Annotated in this window: 13 protein-coding genes; 4 read left to right on the top strand and 9 right to left on the bottom strand. The window is 37.8% G+C overall.

The window, feature by feature from the left end; genetic code table 11:
- Nucleotides 1–91: 91 nt before the first annotated feature.
- Complete coding sequence (locus GS400_RS02905) at nucleotides 92–715, bottom strand: YczE/YyaS/YitT family protein (RefSeq protein ID WP_160098877.1); 624 nt, start codon at nucleotides 713–715, stop codon at nucleotides 92–94.
- Between the two features lie 169 nt (nucleotides 716–884).
- Nucleotides 885–1,286 carry an OsmC family protein gene (locus GS400_RS02900; protein ID WP_160098875.1) on the bottom strand — a complete coding sequence of 134 codons (402 nt, stop codon included), beginning with the start codon at nucleotides 1,284–1,286 and terminating at the stop codon, nucleotides 885–887.
- A 228-nt stretch (nucleotides 1,287–1,514) separates the two neighbouring features.
- On the opposite strand from GS400_RS02900, the gene GS400_RS02895 reads away from it, so the two are divergent.
- On the top strand, nucleotides 1,515–2,684 hold the full coding sequence (locus GS400_RS02895; RefSeq protein ID WP_160098873.1) for an MFS transporter: 1,170 nt from the start codon (nucleotides 1,515–1,517) through the stop codon (nucleotides 2,682–2,684).
- Here the strand turns inward: GS400_RS02895 and GS400_RS02890 are convergent.
- A complete protein-coding gene (locus tag GS400_RS02890) occupies nucleotides 2,681–3,565 on the bottom strand; it encodes a serine hydrolase (protein ID WP_236561105.1) in 885 nt (294 codons plus the stop codon). The genes GS400_RS02895 and GS400_RS02890 overlap by 4 nt on opposite strands.
- A 199-nt stretch (nucleotides 3,566–3,764) precedes the next feature.
- Here GS400_RS02890 and GS400_RS02885 point away from each other — a divergent pair, with 199 nt between their 5' ends.
- On the top strand, nucleotides 3,765–4,688 hold the full coding sequence (locus GS400_RS02885; protein ID WP_160098869.1) for a S8 family peptidase: 924 nt from the start codon (nucleotides 3,765–3,767) through the stop codon (nucleotides 4,686–4,688).
- 36 nt (nucleotides 4,689–4,724) lie between these two features.
- On the opposite strand, the gene GS400_RS02880 is transcribed toward GS400_RS02885, so the two are convergent.
- Together GS400_RS02880 and GS400_RS02875 are read right to left on the bottom strand one after the other, a co-directional pair.
- Complete coding sequence (locus GS400_RS02880) at nucleotides 4,725–5,435, bottom strand: amino acid ABC transporter permease (RefSeq protein WP_160098867.1); 711 nt, start codon at nucleotides 5,433–5,435, stop codon at nucleotides 4,725–4,727.
- Between the two features lie 381 nt (nucleotides 5,436–5,816).
- A complete protein-coding gene (locus GS400_RS02875; protein ID WP_160098865.1) occupies nucleotides 5,817–6,689 on the bottom strand; it encodes a transporter substrate-binding domain-containing protein in 873 nt (290 codons plus the stop codon).
- Between the two features lie 298 nt (nucleotides 6,690–6,987).
- Here GS400_RS02875 and GS400_RS02870 point away from each other — a divergent pair, with 298 nt between their 5' ends.
- Nucleotides 6,988–8,922 (top strand): heavy metal translocating P-type ATPase, encoded by a 1,935-nt coding sequence (locus GS400_RS02870; protein ID WP_160098863.1) that lies wholly within the window; start codon nucleotides 6,988–6,990, stop codon nucleotides 8,920–8,922.
- Nucleotides 8,923–9,168: 246 nt separating this feature from the next.
- The gene (locus GS400_RS02865) at nucleotides 9,169–9,969 is read left to right on the top strand and encodes a CPBP family intramembrane glutamic endopeptidase (protein WP_160098861.1); all 801 of its coding nucleotides are present in this window, start codon (nucleotides 9,169–9,171) and stop codon (nucleotides 9,967–9,969) included.
- A gap of 40 nt (nucleotides 9,970–10,009) precedes the next feature.
- On the opposite strand, the gene GS400_RS20115 is transcribed toward GS400_RS02865, so the two are convergent.
- Genes GS400_RS20115 through GS400_RS02850 form a run of 4 tightly spaced genes read right to left on the bottom strand, consistent with a single transcriptional unit; the run spans nucleotide 10,010 to nucleotide 11,855 of the window.
- Nucleotides 10,010–10,192, bottom strand: coding sequence for a hypothetical protein (locus GS400_RS20115; protein WP_236561104.1), 183 nt, complete (start codon nucleotides 10,190–10,192; stop codon nucleotides 10,010–10,012).
- 15 nt (nucleotides 10,193–10,207) lie between these two features.
- A complete protein-coding gene (locus GS400_RS02860; RefSeq protein ID WP_160098859.1) occupies nucleotides 10,208–11,020 on the bottom strand; it encodes a YihY/virulence factor BrkB family protein in 813 nt (270 codons plus the stop codon).
- A gap of 21 nt (nucleotides 11,021–11,041) precedes the next feature.
- Nucleotides 11,042–11,368 (bottom strand): hypothetical protein, encoded by a 327-nt coding sequence (locus GS400_RS02855; protein WP_160098857.1) that lies wholly within the window; start codon nucleotides 11,366–11,368, stop codon nucleotides 11,042–11,044.
- A 13-nt stretch (nucleotides 11,369–11,381) separates the two neighbouring features.
- Nucleotides 11,382–11,855, bottom strand: coding sequence for a low molecular weight protein-tyrosine-phosphatase (locus GS400_RS02850; protein WP_160104496.1), 474 nt, complete (start codon nucleotides 11,853–11,855; stop codon nucleotides 11,382–11,384).
- Nucleotides 11,856–12,319 lie beyond the last annotated feature (464 nt).

Below are 12,319 nucleotides of genomic sequence, written 5' to 3'. Positions count from 1 at the left end.
TTTCTTTTATGTTTTTCAATAGAAGGAAAAATTATGTATTAAAAAAGCATGAGATCTAGACAACATCCAATCTCATGCCTTCTTTCTATTTTTAACGTATTTCTTCACCTAAGAGTCGACCAAGCACATGCTTCGCTTTCGGATCGAAAAATTGAATAGTTGGACCAATCATAAATAGAATCACGACTGTTCCAATCCCAATTGGACCTCCAAAAAGAAACGCCATTAATAAAGCAAAAGCTTCAGTCAACGTCTTAGCTTTTGTTATTTGTAAGTTGAAGCGCTTTTGTACAGAAACCATAAAGTTGTCAATCGGAATTAATGGGAGCTTAGGCTGAATATAAGTGGCAATTCCGAGCGATACAAATACAACTCCAATTAAAAGAACAACTAACTGAACAGGAAAACTAGTAAATGCCCAATCCGCCATGAAAAACTCTAACCAAAAGTCTATCATAGGCCCTAAGATCGTTACGGTGATTAATGCTAAAAAATCAGGACGTTCTTTGGCTAACAGAGCATTAGAAACGATTAAAACCATCCCCACTATAATGACCCATGTTCCAACAGTCAGTCCGATTTCATCTTCTAAACCAACATTTAATGCATCCCAGGCACCCGCACCTAAATCAGCTTTAATGGTAAGGCTTATACCAAACGATAGAATTAATAAACCGAATATAAAAAATAATGAACGTATTGTAAACTTTTTCATAAATTCCCCTCTAACTTTTATATGATTTCGTTAATTCGTGATTTTCCATTTGTATATCTTATCATAAAAAGATTGAGGGTGGCTTTAGTATTTTTTGTATAGTAAAAAGTTGAAACTTTTAAAATCTTCATAAAAAAGGACCTTACCTAAAAGATAAGGACCCTTCTGCTTATAAAGATAATTCGATGCATTCAAGTGTTTCTTCAATCTCAATGCTGTCTTTCACGGACTGAACCATGGAACAGTTTTTATAAGATGTTGCTAAGTTTTTGTACATCTTGTCTTCGTCTAAATGATGGCCTTTGACAACATAGTGTAGTGAAATTTTTTCAATGCGATTTGCTTCATCGGCGTTTCGCTTCACATCTGCTGTCACTTTAATATCCTCGTATTCAACACGTTGTTTATCTAAAATTTTACGAAATACGGAAAGACTACAGCTTGCTACGGATGAGACCATAAGTTGATATGGACGAAACCCTTTCTCTTCATCTGGAGAGATATTGAGTTGACCGTATTCTGTAGATGTTCGAATACCTTCGTTTTTAAGATAAAAATGTAATTCTGACATGAGATCACTCCTCATTGAAAAGTAGTCTATTACAATACTCTACTTATATTGTAACCGAATAAAGAGGGTTCATAACGTCTTTTACTTTCTTATGTCGTAGAACCCCTAAACACTTTGCCACAATCCCAGGATTTCAGCAAGATATCAGCTTCGTTTTTTCTTGCTATTTTCTAGGTTGGTTAGTAGCATAAACAATGGAATGCTGCACTTCATATAAGGATGATTTTCATGTCACAACAACGCTTTCGTTTTCTTGTTTTAATTTTATTAGTTACGATATCTGGATTTACTCAGGGGATGCTCTTACCTTTAATCGCCGTTATATTAGAACAAAACGGAATATCCTCTTCTATAAATGGTCTTCATGCAACTGGGCTTTATATAGGCGTTTTAATCGCGTCACCTTTTATGGAAAAACCATTACGTAATATTGGGTATAAGCCTATGATTCTTATGGGTGGAGCACTTGTTTTTGTATCCATGTCTTTCTTTCCTTTTTGGGAGTCGCTATGGTTTTGGTTTATTTTACGAGTGACTATTGGAATTGGAGACCATATGCTACATTTTGGTACTCAAACGTGGATTACCACTACTGCAGATGAGGACAAGCGTGGTCGTAACATTGCACTCTATGGCCTTTTCTTCGGAGCTGGATTTGCAATTGGGCCTCTAATGACTCGTCTTGTGTCCATTAATATTGCGGCACCTTTTCTTTTATCAGCCGGGTTAAGCATAGTCGTTTGGTCTCTAATGTTTCTTGTCCGCAATCAATTCCCTGAAGATGAAGAGAGTTATTCAACATCTTCCAGTTCGATCACACGCTTTGCAGAAGCCGGGAAACTTGCCTGGGTTGCATTTCTACCTCCATTTGCATATGGATTTTTAGAGGCTGCGCTTCATGGGAGTTTCCCTGTGTATGGGATGCGTATCGGACATGATGTTGATACTCTATCTCTCATTATCCCTACATTTGCAGCAGGTAGTTTGATTTCTCAACTTCCTTTGGGAATTTTAAGTGATCGTATTGGACGAAAAAAAGTGCTTTTAAGCGTCTTGGCAGCTGGAATCATCTGTTTTTTCGCTGCAGCCTATTTAGAGGAATCAGTCATCTGGCTATTCATTCTATTTACACTCTCCGGTATATTTGTAGGATCAATCTTTTCGCTTGGCATATCCTATATGACGGATATCTTACCCAAAAGACTTCTTCCAGCCGGAAATATTATGTGCGGAATTGCCTTTAGCATAGGGAGCATCATCGGCCCTTATACAGGCGGAGTATTTATTGAACTTTTCCCAGAGTTATCATTTTTCCACGTAATTACAACGATGCTCGTATTAATCACAATTCCAATTGTTTTTTCTGAAAAAGAAAACCGAGCTCTTGCTTCTACTTAAAGAAGGAGAGCTCGGTTTTTTAATACTTCTAATGGCTGGGCTATAATAGGAGGCTTAAATTCACGATGAACTCGATCGATAATGGTTGTCAGTTCACTAATAATCTTCTTCGATTCATTGTAGGAATAGTTAGTGGTTAATATGGTTAATGCATAAGGGCTTTCCCCTAATACAATGGCTGTATCATTTGATATGTTATACATCGGAATCATCCCCACCTTATGTGCTACAGGCTGCTTCACTCCTTGTGGAATACCATGATTGTATGCTGTATTCTGTAACCACTTGAAAACTTGTTCCGCTAATTCACTTTCCTCTTTAATCCTATATAAATGCTTCAAATATAGTGTGAGATCATTTGCACTCGTATAGTTCTTGCCGTTTGGATAGGCATAATCCGCGCCGAGTTCTTCCATAAAATTGATGAACTTTTGCCTTCCCACATGCTCACGAAGCATAATGTAAGCAATGTTATCACTATGTACGAGCATTTTTTGAACAAGGTATTCAACAGTGTACGTCGTTCCTTCTTCATTAAATTGAATCACACCACTTCCACCGTAATGATGATAAGAGCGGTAAGTAAGCTTCTGGTCTAAATCAATCTTTTCACTCTTAGCTAGTTCAATGATTAATAATGCTAACGGTAACTTAATCGTACTAGCAGCTCTTTTAGCAAGGCTTCCCCCTTTTGAAACAAACTCTCCTGTTTGTAGATTTTCATAACGAAATACGACACGATCAGTATTTTTCCCTAAATATTTCTCAATTTCTTTATTCATTGTATGTTCTAAAGAATGAGGAGCTCCTTCTCCAAAAACGATTTGAGGAAAAATACCTCCTATTAAACAAAACACACACAACATTATTACTTTTCTCATGTAACACACCCTTCCTCGACCTAATTGAATCTATCAAATATGGAAAAAGAATGTTGTCATAATTTGTAATACAAACTATTTTTCTAGAACTTTTTATTTAATTCCCTCTCTCAATAAAATTTTCCAAGCACGAATCACCGCAATTTGAATGTAATAAGAAGAGAACTCTTTATTTACATTCATAAAAAGGGGAATGGTAATGACGAAATTTCAGTTAATTCCACATCAGATTGATGAGATCCTTGAAGAAACAAATGAAATACCTGAGGGTGTCGAGATGATCGGAGCTCCTAACCAATGGGAAGAAGATACTTATGGAAACGATACGGTCATTGCAGTAATTGATACTGGATGTGATGTGAACCATCCAGATTTAAGAGACTCCATCATTGGAGGTCGAAATTTTTCTGGAGGAAATCCTCGTAATATATTAGACAAAAATGGCCATGGCACACATGTTGCAGGCACAATAGCCGCCTCTTTAAATGGGCATGGTGTTGCAGGGGTAGCTCCTAAAGCAAAGTTATTAATTCTAAAGGTAATGGATGATAAAGGAACGACAACCTATCAAAACCTGGTTAAAGCTATCCGTTATGCCACACGTTGGAGAGGTCCGAACAAGGAAAAAGTAGGTGTAATCTCTATGTCTCTTGGTGGACAAAAAGATTATGCTTCCTTACACCGTTCCATAAAAAATGCTGTTAAAGAAGATATTTTAGTGGTATGTGCAGCTGGTAATTCAGGGGATGGAAATGCTAGAACACCAGAGAGACTCTACCCTGGTTATTATGACGAAGTTGTTCAGGTTGGTGCAGTGGATTTCGATGCTAAGATGGCAGACTTTACAAACACAAATGATGAGATTGACCTTGTAGCACCAGGAGTAGGCATTCGTTCAACGTATTTAAATGGGCGATATGCAACACTATCAGGCACCTCTATGGCCACACCTCATGTTTCAGGGGCAGCAGCTTTACTAATAGACCAACACCGACAGGAAGATATTGAACTCACTGAGGATGAGCTCTTTGAAGCATTAACTGAGCATACGAAAGACCTTGGTTATTCACGTGAGGTTGAAGGAAATGGCATGATTTACTTCAAGGATATCTTTGAAGAATAGCGTATAGTTGTTCATAATAAAACTCTTCTAGTCTCACTAGAAGAGTCGATTTTTTTTCGTGCTATGAAAGTCGAATCGATTTTCTAAATATTCTTGGAAGAACGCAATAATAACGCAAATTGGCCAGTAAATTAAAGCAACCAATATATACATTGTCATAGAGTCTGCAGTACGACCAACTACGATTTGAGCTTTTTGTAACATTTCAGGAACGGAAATAACAGCTGCTAGTGAAGTTGCTTTGACAAGATCTAAAAACACATTTGTCAACGGTGGCAGTGATACCCGTGTAGCTTGTGGGACAATGATTGATGTCAACGTTTGCCAGAAGGATAGTCCAAGCGCACGTGCAGACTCCCACTGCCCTCTTGGAACACTGTTGATGGACCCACGAATAACTTCAGCAATATAAGCTGCTGAATTCAGACCGAATCCTAAAACGGCAGCTGTAAAGGCTGATAAAGTCCACCCCATAAATGGTAGACCGAAATATAAAATAAATAAAAACACTAGAATCGGCGTCCCTCGCATAAAGGAAATATATAATCTAGAAGGCCAACGAATGAAAAACTTGGAGGAACTACGCCCTAATGCTAGGAAAAATCCAATCAAGAGTCCCATCCCCATCCCTAAAAAGGAAATAGCAATGGTCATCGGAAGTCCTTCTAACACTTTGGGAAGGCTTTCCCATGCCAGTTGTGGGTTAAATAGTCGATCAAATTGAAGTTCACCGAAAAATTCAAACATAATAATCAATGCCCCTTCTTTTGGAAAAGCGCAAGCGCCAGTTTAGCAACGAAGGGACTGGACTGAGCTCGTAGTACGATTAACCAAACTTGCTGAATGGCAAGCCGACAGGCGCAGACAGAAGCTTAGTTGCCGTAGTACTTTCACCTAGAAATTTTAACTACGTCGATTTTCTTCCTTGTTAAAATTTCATGTTACAAACGTGTAAAGGAAACACGATTAACAAAGTGAATCGATGTTGACTTATCGTACGGAGGCGAGGGAAGTCCCTTCGTTGGTGGGCGCTGGAGCTAGACACCTAAGCGCTATAACTTAAATTTTCATTACTCGTTAGAAAAAACATCTACCATTGCCCCAGCAACAGTAGATGTCTATAATCACTTACTTATCGAAGCCTTCGATTTTCTTAATGTCACCTTCTGGTTTCGTAGAAGCATCTTCACCTAAGAAGAACTTCTTAGAAATCTTAGTAAGTGTGCCATCTTCACGAAGTTCAGCTAAAGCTTCGTTAATTTTCTTTTGTAACTCAGAATCTTCTTTACCTAAAAGAATAGCTTGCTCAGTTGGATGCATTCTTAAGTCTGGATGTAGAACTAAGTCAAACTGTGGGAATGCGTTTAGGCCTAATTTTGATAGGTAATAGTCATTAATAATAACATCGGTACGACCGTTGTCTACATCACGAAGGTACACATCATTATTCGCATTTCCGTATGTTACAACTTCAGCACCGAAGTGACGAGCAATATCACTAAATACTGTAGTTGCGCCTCCACCAGCTTTTTTACCTTCAAGGTCTTCTAGAGACTCAATACCACTGTGGTCTTCAGCACGAACGACCATTGTTGTGAAGGAATACTTATAAGGTTCACTGAATTTGTAATTTTTCTTACGCTCTTCAGTTACTTCGATATCGTTAATCGCTGCATCAATACGTCCGCTTTTAACAGCTGCGAATAATCCATCAACGCCAATTTCCTGGAACTTGATGTCAACGCCAAGTTTTTCTCCAACTTTGCGCATCACTTCCACGTCATAGCCTGATAGTTTGTCAGAGTCTTTTGGATAATAAGATGTAGCAACTAATGTGCCAGATGTTCCAACGACCATTTCACCTTCTTCTTTTACTTGGTCCCAAGTCGTTTGTTTATCTTCTGTTTGCCCATTTCCTTCTGCTTCTTCACCAGAACCGCAAGCAGTTAAGACAAGAGCAAACGCTACTGTAAGTATGGATAACCATAAACGTTTTGTCATGTATGTTCTCTCCTTTGTAGTTATAAATCCAAACACCTTCAATAATATAGCAATCTCACAGTATCTTTTCAACCTATCTACTCAATAAACTCAATAAATAATAATAAGGATTTATAAAAGTAATGACTCCACCATTACAACTTGACTTCCTGCAACAATCTGTTAATATAAAATATATACTAAATTAAAATGATTCTAATTAATAACGATTATCACTGTAATGATAACATTCATATATCGAGAATGGTCTAAATGAAACTCATTATCATTCTCAATTAAAAAGAAGGAGTTGAGAATATTGTCATCGGAAGCGAAGCTAGTAAGCTCTCAGCCAAACCAAAACATAACCGAGTCTAAGAAACGACAATCATCTCTTTTTTCAAAAATAAAAGAACATGGTGAGTTAATAGCCGCGATCATTAGCGGAATCATCATACTTACCGCATGGCTCACCGAAGATGTCGTTAGTGAACCTACTAAAATCGGATTATACATTCTTGGCTTTGTAATAGGTGGATTTGCTAAGGCAAAAGAAGGTATCGAAGAAACGATTGAAGACCGTGATTTAAATGTTGAAATGCTCATGATTTTTGCAGCAATCGGTGCTGCATCGATTGGCTATTGGACTGAGGGTGCTGTACTCATATTTATCTTTGCAATGAGTGGCGCTTTAGAAACCTACACGATGAACAAAAGCCAGCGTGAAATATCTTCTTTAATGGATATACAACCCGAAGAAGCTCTACGTGTATCAGGGCAAAACCAAGAAACCGTACACGTATCTGAACTTTCTGTTGGAGACCATATTTTAGTTAAAGCTGGTGAGCGAGTCCCTTCTGATGGTGTCATCATTAAAGGGCAGACTTCATTAGATGAAGCTGCAATCACAGGTGAATCCGTTCCAGTCTCAAAGGAAAATGGAGAAGAAGTTTTTGCAGGGACAATGAACATCAACGGAAGTGTTACGGTTGAGATTACAAAGCCTTCAAACGAAACTCTATTCCAAAAGATCATTCAACTTGTCCAGTCGGCTCAAAGTGAAAAATCTCCTTCTCAGCTTTTTATTGAACGATTTGAAGGAACCTATGTAAAAGTTGTTCTAGTCGTTGTAGCCATCATGATGTTCCTTCCTCACTTCGCATTTGGCTGGAGTTGGCAGGATACCATTTATCGCGCAATGATTTTACTCGTTGTAGCTTCACCTTGTGCTCTCGTTGCATCTATCATGCCTGCAACACTGTCAGCCATTTCAAACGGGGCACGAAACGGAATCCTATTTAAAGGTGGCGTTCATTTAGAAAACCTTTCCCACCTTCAAGCAATCGCATTTGATAAAACAGGTACACTTACAAATGGGAAACCAGTAGTTACAGATACATTTTTCCGAGATGGTGAAAAAGAAGAAACGTTAAGCATTGTTACGTCTATTGAACGTGAATCGAATCACCCTCTCGCCCAGGCGATTGTGCGCTACGGTCAAGAAAAAGGATTAGAACATCATGAAGTGTATGATATGACAGATATCTCTGGTAGTGGTGTCACAGCAAAAGTGAACGGCAAACAATATAAAATTGGGAAGCCGGATTTTGTCGGAAAAGAACAAGCATTTGCTTTCGAGAATGGATTAGCTGAACAATTAGCATCAGAAGGGAAAACTCTCACCTTTATATCTGATGAACAAGGAATCTTGGGATTGATTGCCCTTAAAGATACAGTACGAAAAGATACAAAGCGTGCGATCGAAAGACTTAGAAAAGCTGGCATTTATACGGTTATGCTTACAGGTGACCATGAGACAACAGCAAAAGCAATCGCTAAAGAATGTGGAATTGATAATTATGTAGCAGAATGCCTTCCTGAAGATAAAGTTAAGGAAGTCAAATTGTTACGTGAATCCTTCGATCAAGTTGGTATGGTTGGGGATGGAATTAACGATGCACCAGCACTTGCTACTGCGAATGTCGGTGTAGCTATGGGAGAAGGAACTGATGTAGCGCTTGAAACAGCAGATATAGTATTAATGAAAAACGATTTACCGAAAATCGCAAATGCCCTAACGTTATCAACAAAAATGAATCGAATTATTAAACAGAATGTAGTTTTCTCAATCGCTGTCATCATGCTCCTCATTATTTCGAACTTCTTACAGGTACTCAATATGCCATTAGGTGTAGTTGGGCATGAAGGTAGCACGATACTGGTTATTTTAAATGGGCTACGATTATTGAGATAATACTCTAAGAAGCAGCTTGATCTTGAATCAGGCTGCTTTTTCTATGCACGTTAAGACAGTATGAAATTTTAGCAATGGAGTAATTCGACGTTGTGAAAACTTTGAAATTATGAAGTATAAGCCAAGGCTTGCCAATCGGCAAGTTTTCTTTAAATTCCTTAAAGAGTATGGAAAGTTTTCTCCAAGCCTTATATAATGAAGAGGTTCCATTTTGTCGGATTTTGTAAGTTAAGGGGGGGAGAAAAAATGAATGCATCAACACCTCAATACCATGATACTAACACCCCAGATTCAGAGCACCATATACCTACAGAAGATTCATCAGAAAGCTACCGTACCAAAGCATTAAAAAAGCGTTCACTCTTTTTATTCCCGCTTTCTTATTTTGGATTTGTTTTGGCTCTAGGTTTAGTATTTGGATTTGTTTATACGATTGCGAAACTCGTTTCAACAGGTGGAGACCCGACGAGTTCATTAGAAAATGATTTTATGAGTATGACGTATCTCATGCTTTACTTAGATACGATCGGGTTCATCATTGCCTTTCTGTTATTTAAGTCCGTTCGCCGTTTCACACTTGAAAGTATGAGCTTTGAACCACTGAAAAAAGGAATGACATATGTATGGATCTTAATTGGATTAGGTCTTATCTTAGGGGCTCAATTCCTTGTGTTCTCCGTTTTGAAACTTGAAACACCAAGTAACCAGAACCAGCTATTTGGACTCACACCAGAGAATTTCACAACCCTCAAATTTATTGCCGTGTTTGTCGTTACAGCTGTACTAACACCGATTAAAGAAGAATTCCTTTTCAGAGGATTTTTACTTAGATTTTTCGAAGCTAAATATGCAAAGGCATGGTTAGGATTGTTCATCTCAAGCACAGTATTCGGACTTATGCATTTAGAATACCCACTTGCAGGTGTCACAATGGGCCTTGTATTTGGTGGTTTATATTTAAAAACCCATTCAGTAATGGTTCCCATTGTGGCTCATATCATTTGGAACTCATATGTATGCTTAGTTGGTTTAACCTATTTATTATAAGCTTTAAAAGGTCCAGACGCCAATGTCTGGACCTTTTCTATTAATGATATTGATTCTTTTTATTCGCTGAGCCGCTTGTTTTATGCTTAGATTCGTTTTTAGCTTTTTGCTTTTTATCATGACTATGCTTATTGTTACGTTTATTATTCGCCATACGTAGTGCCTCCCTTTTGGTTGGTACAGGCATATTTTGTCCTCGACCTTGGTCTAATATGAATACCAACCTTTGGATAGCGCACTAAGAAAGGAAAACTCTTCGTTCTTTAAGCATAGCATTTACCTCGCCACCCAAAATGATAATCATTCCAGTAAGGTAAAACCAAATCATTAGAATAATGACGCCACCAAGGCTTCCATATGTAGCTGAATAGGTCATTGCGCTAATATTGACATAAAACGAAAAGATAAGTGAGGCAACTTGCCATGCAACCGTTGCAAACAATGAGCCAAAAAAGGCTTGTTTTACATTAACATGTCGGTTTGGTGCAAGAATGTATAAAGATATGAGTACAAACAAGATGATGATGGAGGATACAACCCATCGTAACGCTCCCCATACAGCTAAAAACTCATCCGATACACCGAACCATGAAAAGATATACAATCCAATCGCTTTACCAAATACGGGTAGTAGTAATGCCACAATAATGACAATAACCATGGCAACGGTTAGTACTATAGCAATAAGTCGCGTTTTGATAAAAGAACGATCCTCTTCCACCTCGTAAGCCCGATTAAATGCTTTAATAATCGCATTTATCCCATTTGAGGCAGACCATATTGTACCAATTAGCCCAATGGATAATAGTCCTCCACTTTTCGTATTTAGATTTTCATTAAACAACTCTAATGCTTTTTCGGGCATATAGCGCGTTAGAGTAATCTGGAAATCATACGGAATTGGAATATATCCCATAAGAGCCACAAGGAAGATCATAAACGGAAAAATAGCTAGCAAAAAGAAGTAGGCTAATTGTGCGGATAAGCCTACTACATCATGCTCTGAAAATCGTTTAATAAAATCCTTTCCAAACCTCAATGCTTTTCGCAAAGTACTCCCACCTGTCGATACTTATCCTTGTAACTGTTTTGGTGGACCTTCTAGCTGTTTAGGAGGCTCTTCATCTATTTGTTCAACCTTAGATAAGTAACCTTCCATTTGATTCAGCGTATCAAGGACATTTTTAATTTGACTATCTAATGTATAGCTCCATTGTTCATATTTTATGCGTAAATCTTGTATAGCATGTGATGGATTTTTTGCATATCCTTTTGCATGACTTCCTGATTGCTTTAAACAATGAACGGTTTTCTTTCGGGTAGGACCATCAATTAATGATAAAGCCATTCCTGCAAAAGCACCAATTGCAAGCCCTTTTAGCATCTTACTTTCTCCCATGGTTGTTCCCCTCCTATTGTAATTGATTAACTTGTTTGATTTCAGACAGTAAATTGTCACAGCCTTCAGTTAATAAGTTATATACATAATCAAAGTTACCTGTGAAATAAGGATCTGGAACATCCTCTTCTTCAACGGATTCTACATAATCCATAATCTTAACCACGGTTATATCATCATGCGCTGCTCGAAAACCTTTTAAGTCTCTCATGTTCTCACGGTCCATCGCCACAATGTAATCAAACTCATCCCAATCACTTTGCTGGACCTGACGGGCGCGCATCCCTTCAGAAGATATTTCAGCTTTCCCTAAGATACCACGTGTTTCTGCATGAGGTGGTTTTCCTAAGTGATAATCTCCCGTTCCTGCTGAATCCACATTGATTTTATCTGACAATCCTGCTTTTTCAACACGGTCACGGAAAATTCCTTCCGCCATTGGAGACCGACAAATGTTACCTAAACATACAAAAAGAACGTTAATCATTTTATCACCTACCACTTTAATCTACTTTGCATCTCTATTATATAAAACATTCCCTTTTCAATCATGGAAAACACATTATTTCCTATGTACTTCTTTCCCATTCGGTAAAGTCTTAAACCTTCTACATTTTAGCAACCCCCTTATCCCATCATATTTTTCGTCAAAACCCTCATAATACAATTAATACGTTTAAATTGACATTTGGATTCTATACAATGTAAGATTAAACACATTATTCATAATAATTCACATAAGTTTAGTTGGTCTTAAAAAAGTTTTTAAGCCTCATTAATGAATAAAAGCATGTATAAAACCGATCGATAAATCGATCGGTTTTTTGTATGCACCATAGGATAAAATCCGCGTTTCCGTTTATACTACATAATGGTTTCTATCCATTAAGATTTTTATAATCCTTATACAGAAAAGGATGAGCATGATTGATCTTAACTTTGTATCTTAGC

This window comes from Pontibacillus sp. HMF3514, from assembly GCF_009858175.1.
In the GTDB taxonomy this organism is placed as follows: Bacteria; Bacillota; Bacilli; order Bacillales; family BH030062; genus Pontibacillus.
This window is presented reverse-complemented; position numbering and strand designations above follow the sequence as displayed.